Annotated in this window: 14 protein-coding genes; 6 read left to right on the forward strand and 8 right to left on the reverse strand. The window is 35.1% G+C overall.

All coding sequences use genetic code 11. The features are described from left to right. Positions 1-386: 386 nt before the first annotated feature. Positions 387-1,448 (reverse strand): alkaline phosphatase D family protein, encoded by a 1,062-nt coding sequence (locus EKM05_RS11510; RefSeq protein ID WP_126555420.1) that lies wholly within the window; start codon positions 1,446-1,448, stop codon positions 387-389. 345 nt (positions 1,449-1,793) lie between these two features. On the opposite strand from EKM05_RS11510, the gene EKM05_RS11515 reads away from it, so the two are divergent. Further along, positions 1,794-4,262 carry a zinc-dependent metalloprotease gene (locus EKM05_RS11515; protein ID WP_126555423.1) on the forward strand — a complete coding sequence of 823 codons (2,469 nt, stop codon included), beginning with the start codon at positions 1,794-1,796 and terminating at the stop codon, positions 4,260-4,262. Positions 4,263-4,351: 89 nt separating this feature from the next. Here the strand turns inward: EKM05_RS11515 and EKM05_RS11520 are convergent, their stop codons facing one another. After that, complete coding sequence (locus EKM05_RS11520; RefSeq protein WP_126555546.1) at positions 4,352-5,770, reverse strand: adenosine deaminase; 1,419 nt, start codon at positions 5,768-5,770, stop codon at positions 4,352-4,354. A gap of 374 nt (positions 5,771-6,144) precedes the next feature. Here EKM05_RS11520 and EKM05_RS11525 point away from each other — a divergent pair, with 374 nt between their 5' ends. Beyond that, positions 6,145-7,677: a SulP family inorganic anion transporter gene (locus tag EKM05_RS11525; RefSeq protein WP_126555426.1), complete on the forward strand. Its 1,533-nt coding sequence runs from the start codon at positions 6,145-6,147 to the stop codon at positions 7,675-7,677. A gap of 527 nt (positions 7,678-8,204) precedes the next feature. Here the strand turns inward: EKM05_RS11525 and EKM05_RS11530 are convergent. Beyond that, a complete protein-coding gene (locus EKM05_RS11530; protein WP_126463434.1) occupies positions 8,205-8,732 on the reverse strand; it encodes a GNAT family N-acetyltransferase in 528 nt (175 codons plus the stop codon). Between the two features lie 170 nt (positions 8,733-8,902). Here EKM05_RS11530 and yaaA point away from each other — a divergent pair, with 170 nt between their 5' ends. After that, positions 8,903-9,661 (forward strand): peroxide stress protein YaaA, encoded by a 759-nt coding sequence (gene yaaA, locus EKM05_RS11535; RefSeq protein WP_126463432.1) that lies wholly within the window; start codon positions 8,903-8,905, stop codon positions 9,659-9,661. Positions 9,662-9,684: 23 nt separating this feature from the next. Here the strand turns inward: yaaA and EKM05_RS11540 are convergent, their stop codons facing one another. From EKM05_RS11540 to EKM05_RS11555, 4 genes are all read right to left on the reverse strand, one after another. Continuing rightward, positions 9,685-11,268, reverse strand: coding sequence for an MDR family MFS transporter (locus tag EKM05_RS11540; RefSeq protein WP_126555429.1), 1,584 nt, complete (start codon positions 11,266-11,268; stop codon positions 9,685-9,687). A gap of 66 nt (positions 11,269-11,334) precedes the next feature. Beyond that, positions 11,335-12,414 carry an HlyD family secretion protein gene (locus tag EKM05_RS11545; RefSeq protein WP_126555431.1) on the reverse strand — a complete coding sequence of 360 codons (1,080 nt, stop codon included), beginning with the start codon at positions 12,412-12,414 and terminating at the stop codon, positions 11,335-11,337. 10 nt (positions 12,415-12,424) lie between these two features. After that, positions 12,425-13,756, reverse strand: a complete 1,332-nt coding sequence (locus tag EKM05_RS11550) for a TolC family protein (protein ID WP_126555434.1) — start codon at positions 13,754-13,756, stop codon at positions 12,425-12,427. A gap of 52 nt (positions 13,757-13,808) precedes the next feature. Continuing rightward, positions 13,809-14,462, reverse strand: coding sequence for a TetR/AcrR family transcriptional regulator (locus EKM05_RS11555; RefSeq protein WP_233590904.1), 654 nt, complete (start codon positions 14,460-14,462; stop codon positions 13,809-13,811). A 243-nt stretch (positions 14,463-14,705) separates the two neighbouring features. Between EKM05_RS11555 and EKM05_RS11560 the strand changes: the two genes are divergently transcribed. Beyond that, a complete protein-coding gene (locus EKM05_RS11560) occupies positions 14,706-15,263 on the forward strand; it encodes a DUF4494 domain-containing protein (protein ID WP_126455916.1) in 558 nt (185 codons plus the stop codon). Positions 15,264-15,371: 108 nt separating this feature from the next. On the opposite strand, the gene EKM05_RS11565 is transcribed toward EKM05_RS11560, so the two are convergent. Continuing rightward, entirely contained in the window at positions 15,372-15,902 is a 531-nt protein-coding gene (locus EKM05_RS11565) for a GNAT family N-acetyltransferase (RefSeq protein WP_126555440.1), read from the reverse strand. A 419-nt stretch (positions 15,903-16,321) separates the two neighbouring features. Between EKM05_RS11565 and EKM05_RS11570 the strand changes: the two genes are divergently transcribed. Both EKM05_RS11570 and EKM05_RS11575 read left to right on the forward strand, forming a co-directional pair. Further along, positions 16,322-16,858: a lipocalin family protein gene (locus EKM05_RS11570; protein WP_126555443.1), complete on the forward strand. Its 537-nt coding sequence runs from the start codon at positions 16,322-16,324 to the stop codon at positions 16,856-16,858. Positions 16,859-17,001: 143 nt separating this feature from the next. Next, complete coding sequence (locus tag EKM05_RS11575; protein ID WP_126555446.1) at positions 17,002-18,180, forward strand: MFS transporter; 1,179 nt, start codon at positions 17,002-17,004, stop codon at positions 18,178-18,180. The last annotated feature ends 30 nt before the right edge of the window (positions 18,181-18,210 follow it).

An 18,210-nucleotide genomic window follows, 5' to 3' on the forward strand; every position in this document is an offset into this window, starting at 1 on the left:
AAATAAGTATTTTTCGACTAAATCTGTTTTCGGACAGTTGATTTCTTTAATAGATGATTCAATGATTCAGAAAGCTGGTGTCCGAGCGGAAATAATCCCAACGGCTAGCGCGATGCCTCTGGCTCGTGCCCAATGTCATTAAGTTAAGGATTTTCATATTGTATCTTTATGATTTTTAAGTACTACAGTTCTACCTAAGTCTTAGTTATGTTTGCAACCGAGTGAATGAGATTGCTAAAAAAATAAGAATAGTCACTGAATTCATTCTTTATCCAGACTTATTTTCAATATAAAAATATCTTGAGCTTGTTTATATGGTTTAGGAAGCGAACTTTTGATTTTTAAGAAAATTATAGGCTAGCATAAAAAATCATTCTTAAAATCTGCTATTTTCTAAAACTAATTTCATCCAACCCAATTGTGTATTCTGCACGTTGATTATTATTGACATCCCAAATTTCCATTTTTATTTGAGGAATTTTTTCCCCCCAATTAATTGTTAATAAGCCAAAATGGTTATCCATAATAGGGCCTTCAATTCTATTTTTGTTGGGTGTCGCAAAGTGCCAGGTGGAGGAAAGTCCGCTGGAGGTAAAGTCGTAAATAGGATATAATCCGGGTTCTGTAAGTTTAGAAATTTCACCATAATGAACGTCTCCGGTCAAAAACAAAATACCGTTTGCTTTGGTTTTCTTGATTAGATCTAAAAATCTTTGTTGCTCCAGCGGAAAATTAGCCCAGCCTTCATACCCGTTGTACTCAATCCCAAACTGGGATCCTGAACCAATTAGGCGAAGATCAGCTGGTTTTTGTAGTTCTGTTTCTAACCATTTCCACTGTTCGGCTCCTAAGTATGTGGAATCCGGGTTTTGTACTGGTGCATAGTCCAAGGAGTAAAAATAACGTTTGTCATCCTCAAGTTCGTTATTATATAGCTTGTAATCATCCCGGAAAGTACGGTTGTCTAACAGGATAATCTGTACTTTTTTGCCTTTAGTTTCATACAAATAAGAGGTATATATTCCCTCGTGTTTTCGTCTTTCGGAAGCTATAGGTTCCCCAAAAAAATTAAGAAAAAGTTCTTTTGATTCTTTCTTTTTGGGATAATGCCTTCCTGCATCATTTTGGCCGTAATCGTGATCATCCCAAGTAGCTATGATAGGCATATTTTTTTTCAAATTTTGAAAAGTAGGTTTAGCTGCCAATCGCTCGTATTTGGCTTGCAGTGTGTGCATATTTTCAGTGTCACCGTAAATATTATCTCCCAGAAATATAAATAAATCTGGTTGGTGTTTTACCACGACATCAAAAATAGACAGGGAATTACTTTGGTTTGAACACGATCCAAAAGCAATTTTTGAAAGGTTTTTTTGCGAGTAACCATTGCAGGAAAGCAATGTTAAAACTGCTAAAAACAAGGGTGTTTTAAAGAGATTATTTTGAATCATTTTTTATTGTTTTGTTTTATAATTGTATTTAAAAGGAGATTGGTTGTCCAAAAAAAATAATGCTTCTCTAGAAATCACATGGCGACTTTTAGAAAGTATTTTTAAACGGTGACAATTAAAAATATAGGTTTGAGTAATAATTTTGAACTTAATTATAAAAAAAAATCTTCCCAAATGTAATAAAAAAAGGGATCTAACTAAAATCACATTAGAAACGTATTGCTACTATATTACCTTAAAACAGATTGGTTTGCTGTTAATTAAAAGTTAAACCAATAGATTATATGTAATTTACAGGTGCTAAAATTTATTTTTGATATTGATTAACCAATAAAAAACCTATTAATGAAGAAATTTTTCATTTTAACTGCAATCGCAGCATTAATGCTTGTGCCTACAACCCAATTTGCACAATCGAAAAGAAAAAAAGATAAAAACACCACTGTAGCCCCTCCACCAGAAAAGAAACCAGAAGCTACCATCAAGGAATACAGCAAGGTGATTACCAAAGACGCCGTTTCTGACGAAGGTTTGTTTATGGTACACAAAGTGGACAAAAAATATTTTTTCGAAATCCCGAATAAATACTTGGATAAAGACATGCTTTTGGTAAGTAGGTTGGCTAAATTACCGGCTAATTTAGGTGGCGGATATGTAAATGCGGGTTCCGAAACCAATGAACAATTAATTATCTGGCATCGTTTTCAGGACAAAATTCTGATCAAATTAAAATCATTTAGTGCCGTTGCCAATGACAGTTTACCCATCAGTATTTCAGTAAAATCAAATAATTATGAACCTACTTTATTTGCTTTTGATATTGTAGCATTCAGTAAAGATTCTTTAAATACCGTTATTGATGTGACTAAATTTTATAGCACTGATGTCAAATCAATCAGCGGTTTATCTAGTGAAATGAGAGAAACCTATAAAGTAAAAGGCCTCGATGAATCCCGCAGTTTTATCAATACGATGAAAAGTTATCCTATGAATATTGAAGTGGTTCAGGATTTCACTTACAATGCATCTAAACCGCCTGTTCAGGAAGATGCAGAAACAATTAGCATCCAAATGAATCAATCGATGATTCTGTTGCCGGAAAAACTGATGCAACCCAGATTAGCAGATCCGCGAGTGGGTTGGTTTACCATGAGCCAGATTGATTATGGAAGTAATGAATTGAAATCCGACAGTAAAACCTATATCCGCCGTTGGAAATTGGAACCAAAAGATCCTGTCGCTTACGCAAAAGGTGAACTGGTAGAACCCATCAAACCTATTGTGTACTATTTAGATCCTGCCACGCCTGAAAAACTACGCAAATACATTAAACAAGGAATTGAAGATTGGCAAAAGCCTTTTGAAACTGCTGGTTTTAAAAATGCAATTATTGCTAAAGACGCGCCTACTAAAGACGAGGATCCTGATTTTAGCCCGGAAGACATTCGGTATTCTGTAATTCGTTATGTAGCGAGTACGACGCGTAATGCGGTTGGGCCAAGTGTTTCTGATCCCAGAACGGGAGAAATTATAGAGAGTGATGTTATTTGGTACCACAATCATTTGCGTTCCTATAGAAACCGTTATTTGTTAGAAACCGGAGCAGCAAATCCTTCAGCAAGAACCTTGAATACCACTGACGAAGAGATGGGTGAAATGATGCGCATGGTTATTGCACATGAAGTAGGGCATGCGCTTGGTTTTCCTCATAATATGGGAGCGAGTTGTGCGTATGATACTGAAAATTACAGAGACGGTGCCTTTACTCAAAAAAATGGAATTGCAGCGAGTTTGATGGATTATGCCCGTTTTAATTATATCGCTCAACCTGGAGATAAAGACATTCGTTTCATACGCCAGATGGGGCCTTACGATCATTATGCAACCAATTGGGGCTATAGAGTCATTCCTAATGCCTCTTCTCCGGAAGTAGAAGTGCCTATTTTAGACCAATGGATTATGGAAAAAGCAGGAAATCTTGTTTATAAATATGGGAAACAAAGCAGTAGTTTTGATCCAACTTCACAAACGGAAGATATCGGAAATAATTCCATGAAAGCAAGTTCATACGGACTTAAAAACTTGCAATATGTAGCTTCTCATTTATCAGAATGGACGAGTGATGTGACTAATAACTATGAGGATTTAGACGAATTATACAAAGAAATGCTGGATGTCTGGAGTAGATATGTGGGACATGTGGTAACGAATGTGGGCGGTGTTTATGAAACAACCAAAAAGCCAAACCAAACCGGAAATATTTATGAAATTGTACCAAAAGCAAAACAACAAGAAGCCATGCAATGGTTACAAGCCAATGCTTTTACTTCTCCAACGTGGTTGGTGAATGTAAGTACATTGAAAAACATTGATTACTCCGGTTACACAGAACGTTTTCGAAATTTACAAGCCAGACATTTGAATGCTATGTTGAGTTTTGAACGAATTGGTCGATTGATGGATGCGGAAATCATGGGAACTACTAATTATAAAGCATTGGATTTATTGAGTGATATGCGTAAAGGAATTTGGAAAGAAGCCAATTTAGCTTCGAATGTGACTATTTACAGAAGAAATTTGCAACGCGCATACATTGAAAGAATGAGTTATCTGATGAAAGAAGAAATTAAATCCGGACGTTCTTCTGACTATTATAATGTGGCTCAGTCCGATGTGAGAGGATTGGTGAGAGGCGAGTTGAATGCATTAAAAACCACCTTAGCAGTTGCTAAAACCAGAGTTGTAAATGCAGAAACAAGATACCATTATGAAGACGCGATTAAAAGAATTGAATTGATTTTAAATCCAAAATAATCAAAACTTAGATTCTGTTTTACAAAAAAAATCCGCTTTCGAGCGGATTTTTTGGTGTTATAAAAAAGATTTTATACTATGAAAATGATTTACTTCAAAGGAAATGTAGCTTCGAAAGCCTTAAATCTGGACTCTAAATCATTTAGCAATTGTTTTTTTACAGAAGCCTCTTTGATGAAACTGTACTGAATGCTGTTGTACACATATTGCTTTATATCTTTATAGGAAACGTCTTTGTATCTTTTGGCTAACAAGACATATTGTTCGGTCATATTCGTGCGTAAAATCCCGGCATCATCCGTACTAATTACGATTGGCACGCCAAATTCTTTATATAAAGTCAATGGATGACGGCTTTCTTTTACTTTCAAAATAAACTCATTGCTTACTAAATTGATTTCGATAGGAATGGTTTTCTTTGCCATATAACGCAGCAAATTATACGAATCTTTCTCGTAGGCCATATCTACTCCGTGCCCAATACGGTTGGCTCCTGCAGTATAAACGGCTGATCCAATATGCCACGTTAACTCTTCCGGTTGTACTAAACCAAGCGTCAACTCGCCGGCGTGCATTGTATATTTTACATTTGGATAACGGGAATGACAGTATTTAAACATTAGCATGTGTAACCAATAATCCTTCATCGAGGTTTCTCCATCTTCTGGAGAAACAATGTTAACTCCTGCCATCAGTGAACTTTCATCTGCAGATATGAATGCGATTACCAGATTTTTGAATAAATCTACGGGTTCCATAAATCGCAATACAAAATTTTGATACCGCATTGTAAATTGCTTGTCATCGATTTTAAGGTCTTTGTGCAGCTTAGTAACAAAATTGGTATTGAAGGCTTTAGCATAGGATTCGGCATCTTTTTTTAGTAGTGAATTGTACACCGAATCCAATGATTTTAAAACTGCTTTTTCATCTTTTGCTAAAGCTGATTTTCGCAATCTGGAATTGAATTTTGTTAAATCATCGGTATTCATATCTGTTGGGATTGTAGACAATTGGGTTTCAATATAACTGACATTTTCTGAAATAGCTCTGTTTTTAAGTTCCAATAATCCTTGTCCAAAATTCCCTTTGATGGCCGGTTCGAACTTCATAAATGATTCGAAAAACAACTTGTCGGATGGATAATCTACATCATTATAGTCTTTTATAGACCACTTTTGCATGATTTTTTGCTTATATGCTTCTAATGTTCCGTTATTTTTCAATGTCGAAAATAGTAGCCAGTTTCCCGTTGCTGGTTTTTCTTTTAACACATCCATCGTCTCAATATTGAGATAAAAATCGTCTGCAATAGCGCGTTGCAATATGGATTCAGCGTAAATGGAACCTGAGAAATGATGATGCAAATCACCGCCTTTTGGCATTTGCGAAAAGAAAGCAGTTAGTTCCGCTTCATTGTTTCTGATCTTTTCAAAATAGTCATTCGTGGATTGTGAGTAACTATTATTTAAAAAAAGTGCGAAGAATAAAGTATAGAGTAATTTCATGATTTTGTAATTGTATTGATAGTATTTTACTGGTTCTTTTTTCAAAACGGTTTTTTTGCTTTTAAGCTTTTAATGCAAAGGATATTTTTTTATGCTTGAATCTATTGATGTGGCATTTAAACCCTTGTTTTTGAAAAAAAGATATACCTTTTGCCAAATTTAAGCAATTTCACTTTCTGTTTGGTGAAACAATTAAAAAGTTTTATTTTTGCAACTCTTATGAAAAACGGTACCATTCTAATCTCTCAAGGTACTCCGCCTTGATTTATAGTTTTTAAATCAAAAGAGTTTTTTAAAAACATTTTATCGCATTTTTTGTCGACACAACTTCTTTATATGAAATTGTACCCAAATATTCTTATTATAATTATCACATGAAAAAAGTATTTAACTTATTTGATTTTTCACGGCAAGTCAATTACAAAACTGAAATTTTAGCAGGATTAACCGTGGCTATGACTATGATTCCGGAATCATTATCTTTTGCAATAGTAGCAGGTTTTCCGCCATTGATGGGTTTATATGCGTCTTTTATTGCGGGATTGATTACGGCTGTCTTTGGTGGTAGACCGGGAATGATTTCTGGAGGAGCAGGAGCAACGGTAATTGTTTTAATTGCTTTAATGAATTCAAATGGATTAGAATATGTTCTTGCAGCAGTTGCTTTGGCAGGAGTTTTACAAATTTTAGTAGGGCTTTTTAAACTTGGAAAATTTATCCGACTGGTACCACAGCCCGTTATGTTTGGTTTTGTAAATGGATTAGCCGTAATTATTTTCATGTCGCAATTGGATCAATTCAAAACCTTTGTTAATGGTAAAAGTGAATGGCTTTCTGGAACTTCTTTCTTTATTATGGTAGGATTGGTTGCATTGACAATAGCAATTGTGGTGTTGCTACCCAAAATAACAAAAGCAGTTCCATCTTCATTAGTGGCAATTATTGTGGTATTTGGACTGGTTTTTTTCTTTGGAATTGAGACTAAAACGGTGCGGGATATTGCTTCCGTAAGTGGCGGTTTTCCACCTTTTCATATTCCTAATATTCCTCTTAACCTGCAAACGTTACAAATAATATTTCCTTACGCATTAATCATGGCTTCTGTGGGATTGACAGAAGGGTTATTGACCTTGAACTTAGTTGATGAAATAACTGAAACAAAAGGCAAAGGAAATAAAGAGTGTATCGCCCAAGGAAGTGCTAATATTTTGAATGGTTTTTTCTTTGGGATGGGAGGTTGCCCTATGATTGCACAAACATTAGTTAATCTTTCGGCGGGTTCCAGAGCGCGATTATCAGGAATCATAGCTGCACTAACCATACTTGTAATTATTTTGTTTGGTGCTCCAATAATTGAACAGTTACCTATGGCGGCTCTGGTTGGTGTCATGATTATGGTAGCAATTGGAACATTTGAATGGGCGAGTTTCAGAATCATCAATAAAATGCCAAAACACGATATTTTTGTTGGGATTTTAGTGGCACTAATTACTATAGTACTACACAATTTGGCTTTAGCCGTCTTAGTTGGAGTCATCATTTCTGCATTAGTTTTCTCTTGGGAAAGCGCCAAAAGAATTAGGGCTAAAAAATACCTAGATGATAAAGGAGTGAAGCATTACGAAATTTATGGGCCTTTATTTTTTGCTTCAACAACCGCTTTTTTGGAAAAATTTGATATTTTGAATGATCCAAACGAAGTCATTATTGATTTTAAAGAAAGTAAAATTACCGATATGAGTGCTATTGATGCCGTAAATAAAATTACAGAGCGGTATGCAAAAGTCGATAAAACGGTTCATTTGCGACATTTAAGCGAAGATTGCAGAGTGTTACTAAAAAACGCGGATAGCGTAATTGACGTAAATATTTTAGAAGATCCTACTTATAAAGTTGTTGTTGATTAGCTTTACAACTTGAAGCTATTCAAAAAAGAATAGCCACAGATTCACTAATTTTATTTTTTATTCGAATTAAAATCATTAAAAATGTAGCGATAATCTTATTGCTTATTTTTATAATAAGCTATACTTTCATCGCCTCTGCTGCTAATCATCCTGTTTTGAGAGCGGCATTGATAGAACTATTCAGTAAGTTGTCGCCACAAATGAACAGCGTATCTGATATTTTTATTTCCGAAACAGCAATCGTATTTCGCACACTTGCCTGATTAGGCAAAGCATAGTCAATGTGATACGCCTTTAGAATTTTCCACGAACTTATTTTTGAACCAAAGGGTATTTATTTTATCTTTTAAATTCCCAACGGGAGCAAAAAGAGTGGCAAGTGCGGCCGATGGTATTCAGAATGGATCTGCCAGTCTAGCTCCCACAATAATTACATCCTGTTTCATAGCTTTTTGATAAATTTTCGTATAAAAACAGACCAAATAGAGTTTTATAGTCACTTAAATAAACGACAATTTAAATTTTGATTATTGTTGCTGTATTTGAAATTGCATCATTAAGTCAATTTGTTCGTCATTTCCTAAGGTAAAAATGTGTTTGTCAAATACTACAAATCCATTTTTAGTATAAAATCGAATGGCTCGGTGATTTTCTTCCCAGACACCAAGCCAAATATAATCAACGCCAGTACGTTGTGCAATCTTTTTTACTTCGTTCAGCAACAGTTGCCCAATGTTTTTACCATGAAAAGTTTGTAAAACATAAATCCGATGTATTTCTAAAGCATTTTTGTTTATGTTTTCCGTTTGAGCATCACCTATGTTTATTTTTAAATATCCAACGATTTCTGATTTTGAAATGGCTACATAAAAAAAGGAATTTGGATTGTTCAATTCAGTTGTTAATTGTACTGCATTGAAGTTTTTTTCGATGTAATTAGTGATGTTTTCAGGGGTGTTTACAGCGGCATAAGTTGCTGTAAATGTTTGGATACTTATCTTTTGCAGTTCTTTAAGATCAGCGATTGTAGCTTTTCTAATTTCAATTAGATTCATGTTGACCTACTCTTTGTGTTATTTTTAAACTCAAAAATACCAAAAAAAAGGTTGCTAAACTAAATCCTCTAGTACACTATTAAACAAATTAGTTTAAAGGCTCTTGATTTCTTGATTTCAATTAGTACTTTTGGGAGAATTAATAAAAAGCGCTCGAAAGAGTAATGTGTATGAAAATTGTAATATCGCCAGCCAAGTCGTTAAATTTAGAGAAACAGCTACCTACGGAGTTGCACACCCAACCTTTGTTTTTAAAAGAATCGCGAGAAGTCCACAAAGTTTTAAAAGAGATGAAGCCTGCTGATTTATCAATTTTGATGAGTATTTCAGATAAGTTAGCAGATTTGAACTGGAAACGAAATCAAGATTGGAAAACACCTTTTACCACTTCAAATGCACGTCCGGCTGTGTTTACTTTTGATGGTGATGTGTACATTGGATTAGATGCGTATTCGATTCCAGAAAAAAAAACAGAAGCTTTACAAGATCGTTTAAGAATCCTATCCGGTTTGTATGGCTTGCTGAAACCATTGGATTTAATTCAGGCGTACAGATTGGAAATGGGCACCAAATTACCCATTGGCGAAAGCAAAAATCTGTATGAATTTTGGAAACCAATCGTTACAAAAGCTTTAAATAAAGAGCTCAAAGAAGACGAATTGTTTGTCAATCTTGCAAGTACGGAATACTTTTTGGCAATTGATGTCAAGGCGTTGAAAGTTCCTGTGATCACTCCGGAATTTAAAGAGTACAAAAACGGAAAATTAAAGATCATCAGCTTTTTTGCCAAAAAAGCTAGGGGAATGATGGTGCGTTATATTATTGATACGGATGCTCAAACGATTGAAGATTTGAAAGGGTTCAATTATGATAGCTATCAATTTGATGCAAATTTATCGGAGGGCAATCATTTGGTTTTTACCCGTTAGAGACGCTATTAATCGGCTCTTTATTAATGCATGGCATCAGCAGGATTGATTTTGTTTTTCCCTTTTTTGATAAAAAAGATGATTGGAATACAACACAGAAACATAATTCCCAGATACAGAAAAATATCCATATACGATAAAACGGTACTTTGTTTCATCACTGAATAATCAATAACCTGATAGGCTTTTTTCAGCGATTCATTAGCACTAAATCCTTTTGACATAAACCCTTTTTGCAACATTATAACGCGTTGTTGGACTTCGAACTTGCTGGCATCTAAATTTGAAATCAAATTTACTCTGTGTTCCTGACCAAATCTCGTGATAAAGGTGGTGATAATTGCTATTCCAAATGAACCTCCCAATTGGCGCATCATTCCTGTAAAGGCTGCCCCTTCGCCAATATCCTTTCCTTTTAAGGTGGAGAGTGACAGTGTGGTTATGGGTACAAACAGCAGTCCCAATCCTATTCCTCTTAAAATTAATCCCCAATACAAATGCTCAACACCCGTATTAGGAGTCAAGCTGTTGTGCATCATTAGGGTAAAGAAAAAGAAAATCAAAAAACCAAGACCCACCATATAACTTTGCGGAACACCTCTTTGAATTAGTTTACCAATAATGGGCATCATAATAGCAGTGGTGATTGAACCCGGAATAAGCAATAATCCTGCATCTGTAGCGGTCCAGCCTAGAATGGTTTGGGTGTAAATTGGAATTATTAATGTGGAACCATAAAGACCAAAGCCTAATATGAAACACATTATGACACCAATTCTTAGATTTCCATCTTTTAAAACCTGCAAATTGACAATAGGATGTTTGTAGGTCATTTCTCTCCAAATGAATAATACCAAGCCAAAAATGGATACCGTACTCAAGAATATAATTATTTTATTGTTGAACCAGTCATCTTGTTGTCCGTGTTCTAGAACATATTGCAAAGAACCAATAAACACAGTCAACAGAAAAATCCCCAACCAATCGACCTGATTGGCTTTTAGTTTTTCGCCATATTTAGGACTTTTAACAAAAGTTAAAGCTAGAATAGTAGCTATGATACCAATGGGAATATTGATATAAAAAATATAAGGCCAAGAGAAATTGTCAACAATATAACCCCCTAATGGCGGACCCAAAGTAGGTCCCACGATAACTCCCATTCCATAAATAGCCTGTGCCATACCTCGTTTTGCAATGGGATAACTCTCTGTTATAATGGTTTGTGCGGTCACTAATAAAGCACCACCGCCCAAACCCTGAATAAATCTAAACGTAATAAGTTCCCATATATTATTGGCATTGCCACACAAAAAAGAGGCTACTGTAAAAATGATAATGGAAGTCACAAAATAATTTCGTCTTCCAAATTGTTGTGAAAGCCAGCTGGTCATAGGGATTACAATCACGTTTGCAATAGCATAAGCGGTAATGACCCAAGCAACATCATTTAATGTGGCACCCAGACTTCCTCTCATGTTTGTCAGTGCCACATTGACTATAGTGGTATCTACGATTTCAAGTAAAGCACAAAGTACTGCTGTGATCGTAATAAGAACTCGTCTGTAGCCATATTCTACTAAATCGTCTTCTCCTGCTTGTGCCATTTATACTAAAGTGTAAACTATCATTTTATTAAAAGAGGTGCCGTTTTTAATTCAAAAAAAACAGCTTTAATCTAAATGTACATCAACATCTACATTCATTCCCGGGCGCAGTAATTTTATTTTTTCAGGGTCATTTGTTGGAATCAAACTTATTTTAACAGGTAATCTTTGAATGGTTTTCACAAAATTTCCTGTGGCATTATCTGGCGGTAATAAGGAGAAACGGGATCCTGTTGCTGGGGAAAAGGAAGTAATGGTTCCCTTGAAATCATATTCGGGATACGCATCTACTTTTACGATTACTTTTTGACCAATAACCATATTGTTGAGTTGCGTTTCTTTGAAATTAGCAACTACCCATGCTTCATTGTTGTTGATAATATAAAATAGGGATTGCCCTGGTTGCACTAGTTGTCCCGGCTGAATATCAATTTTTGATACCTGACCATCAATAGCAGCAGTGATAGCAGTGTAGGTTAAATTTAATTTTGCGGCATCAAGCATTGCTTTTGCTCTTTGTATATTGGCTGCAGCCACTTCTGTCTGTTTACCTGAAACTTTAGATTTAGCTATAATAACTGATTTTTGAAAGGCAGTGGCTCTTTCCTGTTGTTGTAACACGCGTACTTGACTTTCAGCTTCCAGTTTGGCGGCTAAAGCCTGTTCGTATTGTTGTTTTGTGATCGAATGGCTTTTGTATAAATTATCATATCGATTGTAATCACTGGTTATGCGTCCCAATCTTATTTTTGCGGATTCGATATTACCACTTGCAGATCGTACATTGGCATCCGAAACAGAAATACTGGCTAAAGCACTTCCTATATCAGCTTTAGTAACTTCAAAATTACCTTCAGCGCCAATCATTGCAGCATGTGCTTCTTCAATTTTTAACTGGTAATCCCTTTTGTCAATGGTAAAAAGCGTATCGCCTTTCTTTACAAAATCATTGTCCTTGATGTACACTTTATCCACATATCCTGAAACTCTTGGGATAATTGGGTTCATGTTTTTTTCAATTTGGGCATCATCAGTTTCTTCGTGAGATTGTGAATGCAGGTATTTAAAAGTTCCGTACGTCCCACCTAAAACTACCAATGCCAATAGGATTATGATAAATTTTGTATTTGTTTTTTTGTTTTCCATGGTAGGTATATTATAATTTTGAAAGCGTGAAGGTTTGAGATAATTGGCCGGTTACCGAGAGTAACTCATAGTATTTTTGAATGGTATTGGCTTTGGCCAAAGTCTTATTGATTTTAGAACTCAATTGCTCTACATCAGCCTCCAGTAAATCATTGGTGTCCGAAAGACCGTTGTCATATTTATCTTTGATGATTCTGTAATTTTCAGAAGATTGTTCCAGCGCTTGTCCATATACAACATCTTGTTTTAAAGCTAAATCATAATCTTCAATCGCTTTTTGAACTTGGATTTTAATATAATCCGTTAGTATGGCTTCAGAGTTTTGGACTTCTAAAAATTTATTTTCGGCCAGCCGCACTAAAGTTCCGTTTTTTAGAATGGCACTCAAATCATACGAAAGCCCGACTCCTATATTCATCGCGTTTTGCACCGTAATCACATTGCTCAGGTCTAATGCCGTATACCCGCCAACTAACGCAATGGCCGGATAGTACGACCCTTTAGCTATTTTTATATTGGCTTCACTGGCTTTTCCCTGAAACCGAAGGGCTTCTAAATCCTTTCGATTTTCTAGTGCAGGTGATTCATTTTCAGGGATATTAGTCATTTGGAAATCGGCAAAATCACGCTCTCGAATCTCTAATTTTGTGTCCGGATTTAGTTTTAAAAGCGTAACCAGATAAAAGTTGATGATTTTTAAATTATTATTTGTTTCGTCTAATGACAATTGGATTTTCGAAGCCTGTAATTGGGATTTTAACAAATCATTTCTGGGGATAATTCCGTTTTTTTCAAGGGCTATAAAATCGTTTACCCGCTGTTGCGCACTTTTTTGATTTTCTTTTAGTAGTTCAATTGTTTTCTGGGCTTTGTATAAACTGGCATAATAATCAATCACCCGCAACGCAATTTCCTCCTTTGTTTGCAATGCCGTAGCCATTTCTGCCTGATACAAATTTTCATAAACGGTAATGCTATTTTGAATTTTAAAACCTGAGAAAACCGGAACACTAGCATTCAACTGTCCAATCATCAATTGATTGACAATTGGGAGTGCTTCCTGAGTTCCTGTATTATTTTGATTGAGTTTGAAATTAACGGAAGCATTTGCTAATCTTTGGTATTGCCCTGAAAGTTTCAAATCAGGATATTGATTGTTTTTGGTAGATTGCAGTTCGTACTTTTTAGTTTTTACTTTTGTATTGGCCAGTGTAACTTCATTACTTTTGGCCCAAGCCAAATTGATGGCTTCGTTCAATGTTAAACTTGTTTTTTTTTGCGCTGCTGCAGATGAAATTCCAATGAAGAAAATCACAATGAGCATGAATGGACTAACTTTCATACGTAGATAATTTTTGTTTTTTGTAGGAATATGGAATTCGCATAGGTCTTTATTATTGTTTGCATAGCATTTCTGGTGTGCCCATTTCATAGATCAGAAGTGCCTTTACAGTTTGTTGAATGTGCGTTGTCAAATTGGTTTTGATGTAATTATTGTATAAATCTTCAGTTTTCAAGTTTAATAAATTTTCGAAGAAAGGTTTGTTCATGTGAAAATGAAAAAAAGTGCCCAGAATTGTGGGTGTGATAAGCGGAATAATAACATCTTTTCTGAAAATGCCTTTATTCTGGCCTTCTTTAATTATAATTTCAAGGGATTTTAGATTTCCTTTTTTTAATTCTGAAAAAACCGAAAGATTTTGTTTGCTTTTTTTGGAGGGGAATTCAAAGTGTAATATTCTATAAATCCCTCGATTACTATTGATTCTGTTGATGTACAGTTCAATCAGCTTATTGATTTTGTCAAGGGGTTCCAGATCTTCCAGCAATAAATGTTCTAATTGATTTTTAAGATCTGAAGTTCTGTACACTATAAGCGATTCCAGTAGTCGCTCTTTGGACCCAAAATAATACGAAACCATAGCAATATTGATTTTTGCCATTTTTGCTATGTTCCTAATCGAAGTACCGTCAAATCCCTTTTCTGCAAAAAGAGTTTCTGCAACTTCCAGGATTTGAATTTGTTTGTCGTTAAAATTACGTTTCAAGAGAATTTAATTTTTTAAAAAACAAAACTAAACAAGCGTTTAAATTAAACAACCGTTTGGTTTTTATTTAACATTGTTTTAACATTTTAAATAAAGCGGAACGGTTTGTTTTATTTTTGATAGTCTCAAAAAGGAAGGTTTCGGGAACGGTGACTTCTATCTAAAATTGTGAATATCTATTTTAGGAATAGTAAATTTAGTTTCCTTTAAAATCTATCTTTGACATCCTAAAAATAAAATAAAATGAGCACAACTTGGTACGAATGCAAAGTGAAATATAGAAAAACAGATGAAACCGGCGGGCAAAAAATTACGACCGAACCCTACTTGGTAGATGCGTTATCTTACACAGAAGCCGAAAGCCGAATTAATGAAGAAATGTCAGCGTATATCAGTGAAGAATTCAAAATCACGAATATAAAAGTGGCTAATTATGCTGAGATTCATCCTTTTGAAAATGCAGATCGCTGGTTTAGATCTAAAGTTTCATTACTCGCCTATGACGAAGAAAGTGGCAAAGAACGCAAGACCAATATGTATTTATTAGTGCAAGCCAATGAGGTAAAAGAGGCTTATGATAATACTATCAGTGTGATGAAAGGCACGATGGGAGATTATACGATTCCTGCTATTTCAGAATCTCCTATTATGGATGTTTTTCCGTATTTCAGTGGAGAAGAAGGAGAATTGGAACAATTAGAAAGGTTCAATGCAATCAAAGCTTCTAAACCGGAAGCAACTGTCGAGATAGAAGATCACATGGAATTTGAAACCGCACTTGAAGAAGAAGTTGCAGTTTAAGACAAATTGTATTAAATAAAACTCACCGCAAATTCGCAAATTATAGAAACCGTTGCTAACTGTTTTTATCTGCGAATTTGCGGTTTTTAAATTTTAATACTAAGTTTTTTATAATTCCAATTGGTTCTGTCTAGCCAAGACTTTCTCGTATGCTTTTCGTGGGCTTCCTCTAAAATAAACTTCACCACAATAGGTATAACCTGAACTTTCAAAAATTTTTATCATGGCAATGTTGTCAAAATTGGTGTCTGCTTTTATGCTGTAAATGAGGTTGCTTACCGCAAAATCCTCAATGTGTCTGAGAATCATTTTAGCCAAGCCTTTGCCTAAATACTTTTCAGCAATAGCTACGCGGTGAAGTACAACAAAATCATCATTGGTTAACCAGTTTCCTTCAATTTTCTCATAAGCAGGCTCGTCATTGATTAATACCGCACTATAGCCAATGATGGTTTCTCCTTCAACCAAAACAAATCCTTCCCCTTTTTCTATATCTTTTTGTACAACCTCTGGATTTGGGTAACCGTCTTGCCATTGATTGCTGCCGTCTTTTTTTCTTCGAATGATAGCTTGTTGTAATATCTCCCATATTGGAGATATCTCAGAGGATTCTGCTTTTCTAAAGTGATACTTGATCATCGTAATTTAAGTTTTTTAGGGTATTCGCTAAAGTATTTCTGCCGCTTACAAAGGGTACTAAATTAGGTTTTATTTTTCGTTTTTTTTTAGCTTTGGTCTATAAAAGAGTGTTTTTTTATACTCAAAAGAAGCTGTAGAGTACAAATGAATCAACTTCTGGAACGTTTATGGAATGACAGAACAGAACTGTTGAATAAAAAAAAGACTACAGCAATTCCTGAAATTAAACCAGAGTCAAATTTAACAATGATAGCGGTGGTGGGCATCTAACACTATTTGTCAATAGATAAAATACGTTTTTTATGTTTCATAAGTGTGTAAATTATTCGAGCGCAATACCCAAAACAAATCCTAAAGTATTCTAAATTGTATTGATTTACAGTTTTTTATTTCTGAATTTTGATATCTAAAGATAGATCATGAAAAAGAAAATTCTGGCCTTAGGAAGTCTAACATTGCTCTCAGTAACTTTATTCGTAATGAATCTGTGCCACTCTACACCTAAAAAGGTAAAGGCAATACAAAATTTTGATAAAGACAAATTTCTAGGCAACTGGTACGAAATTGCACGGCTGGATTTTGTTTTTGAAAAAAATTTAAACAATACCACAGCTAAATATTCACTCAATAAGGATGGAAGTCTTAAAGTGATGAATCGGGGTTTTAATTTTATAAAGAACAAATACGTTGCAGCTACAGGCAAGGTTAAGTTTGTGGGCGATTCAAACACCGGAAAATTAAAAGTTTCTTTTTTTGGTCCATTTTATTCAGGGTACACCATTATAGCACTTGATTCGGATTATAAATATGCTTTGATGGCTGGGAGAAGTCTTAAGAATTTATGGTTTCTTTCACGAGATAAAACAATGCCTCAAAATATAAAACAAGCGTATCTAAAAACAGCACAAGACCTTGGCTACAATACTTCCCAGCTCATTTGGGTCCAACACAATTAATTGATACAATTGAAAACGTACTTGCTTATTTTCAATAATTGGTACTTAGTACGTTCCAATTGATGCCGTAAATTGTGCAGGAATGTATGAAAAAAAATATTTATTAATTTTTTCAGGAAAAATTAGAATAGTATTTTTGTCACATGAATTTATCCAAATCAAGTGTTTTGTTTATGGCAGCCTGCACTGGACTTATTGTTGCCAACCTCTATTATTGCCAACCCTTAATTATTTTAATAGCATCCGAATTTAAAATTCCCGTTACGGATTCCGGTACAATAACCTACCTGACGCAAGCAGGTTATGCTATTGGACTTTTTTTTATGGTTCCGCTTGGCGATAAGATTGAACGTAAAAAACAGATTTTAATCACCACTTTTGCCTCAGTAATAGCCTTGATTATTGCGGCTACTGCCCAAAGTTTTGTGGTGCTAGAAATTGCTTCATTACTTATAGGTATTACTTCTATAGTGCCACAATTGATTTTACCTTTGGCTGCCTCTTTAAGTAAGCCGGAAGAACGGGGTAAAGTGGTAGGGACCATTATGAGTGGTTTGCTTGTGGGGATATTATTGTCTAGAACCCTTAGCGGCTTTATTGGAGATATTTGGGGCTGGCGAGCCATGTTTTGGATAGCCGCCGGAATATGTCTTTTTATTTTTTTTGTAATCTACAAGCAATTTCCATTCAATCAACCAGTATTCGGGGGAACTTATGCGCAATTAATCCAATCGCTTTTTTCTTTGATAAAAACCCAACCGTTATTGCGAGAAGCAACCGTGATGAATGTATTTTGTTTTGCTCAATTTGGAGCGTTTTGGACCACAATGGTGTTATTGCTTTCTGATGATCCTTTTCATTTTAATAGCGCAACAATAGGTCTTTTTGGCGTGGTGGGCGCTTCCGGAGCATTAGCGGCACCTTTGGTAGGTAAAATCGGAGACAAAGGCAGTTCTAGAGTTGTTGTGGGATATGGCAGTTTATTGATGTTAGTCAGTTTTGTTATTTTTTATTTTTCAGCACAAAGTATTATCGGAATAATTATAGGGATTGTCTGTATTGATATTGGTTTACAAAGTGTTCATATTTCAAATCAAACCCGTGTATATTCAATACTTCCAGAGGCACGAAACCGTATGAACACCGTGTATATGTCGTTTAGTTTTTTAGGAACCGCGGCAGGTTCAGCTTATGGTTTGATGTTATGGAAATATGGAGGCTGGCAGGCCGTTACTTTGGGTTGTATTATTTTGTCCTTATTAGCATTAACTGTGTATGCAGTTACTTATAAACGCAAAGACAAAGTGCAAAAAGTACAATGAATTGAGTGTATAAAAAAAGCGCAAAGTATT

This window comes from Flavobacterium sp. GSP27, assembly GCF_003970395.1.
Lineage (GTDB): Bacteria > Bacteroidota > Bacteroidia > Flavobacteriales > Flavobacteriaceae > Flavobacterium.

What these genes read in the sequence shown, in the direction of transcription:
- EKM05_RS11510 (WP_126555420.1), bottom strand. Translation starts at nt 1,448, where the DNA reads ATGATTCAAAATAATCTCTTTAAAACACCCTTGTTTTTAGCAGTTTTA.
- EKM05_RS11515 (WP_126555423.1), top strand. Translation starts at nt 1,794, where the DNA reads ATGAAGAAATTTTTCATTTTAACTGCAATCGCAGCATTAATGCTTGTG.
- EKM05_RS11520 (WP_126555546.1), bottom strand. Translation starts at nt 5,770, where the DNA reads ATGAAATTACTCTATACTTTATTCTTCGCACTTTTTTTAAATAATAGT.
- EKM05_RS11525 (WP_126555426.1), top strand. Translation starts at nt 6,145, where the DNA reads ATGAAAAAAGTATTTAACTTATTTGATTTTTCACGGCAAGTCAATTAC.
- EKM05_RS11530 (WP_126463434.1), bottom strand. Translation starts at nt 8,732, where the DNA reads ATGAATCTAATTGAAATTAGAAAAGCTACAATCGCTGATCTTAAAGAA.
- yaaA (WP_126463432.1), top strand. Translation starts at nt 8,903, where the DNA reads ATGAAAATTGTAATATCGCCAGCCAAGTCGTTAAATTTAGAGAAACAG.
- EKM05_RS11540 (WP_126555429.1), bottom strand. Translation starts at nt 11,268, where the DNA reads ATGGCACAAGCAGGAGAAGACGATTTAGTAGAATATGGCTACAGACGA.
- EKM05_RS11545 (WP_126555431.1), bottom strand. Translation starts at nt 12,414, where the DNA reads ATGGAAAACAAAAAAACAAATACAAAATTTATCATAATCCTATTGGCA.
- EKM05_RS11550 (WP_126555434.1), bottom strand. Translation starts at nt 13,756, where the DNA reads ATGAAAGTTAGTCCATTCATGCTCATTGTGATTTTCTTCATTGGAATT.
- EKM05_RS11560 (WP_126455916.1), top strand. Translation starts at nt 14,706, where the DNA reads ATGAGCACAACTTGGTACGAATGCAAAGTGAAATATAGAAAAACAGAT.
- EKM05_RS11565 (WP_126555440.1), bottom strand. Translation starts at nt 15,902, where the DNA reads ATGATCAAGTATCACTTTAGAAAAGCAGAATCCTCTGAGATATCTCCA.
- EKM05_RS11570 (WP_126555443.1), top strand. Translation starts at nt 16,322, where the DNA reads ATGAAAAAGAAAATTCTGGCCTTAGGAAGTCTAACATTGCTCTCAGTA.
- EKM05_RS11575 (WP_126555446.1), top strand. Translation starts at nt 17,002, where the DNA reads ATGAATTTATCCAAATCAAGTGTTTTGTTTATGGCAGCCTGCACTGGA.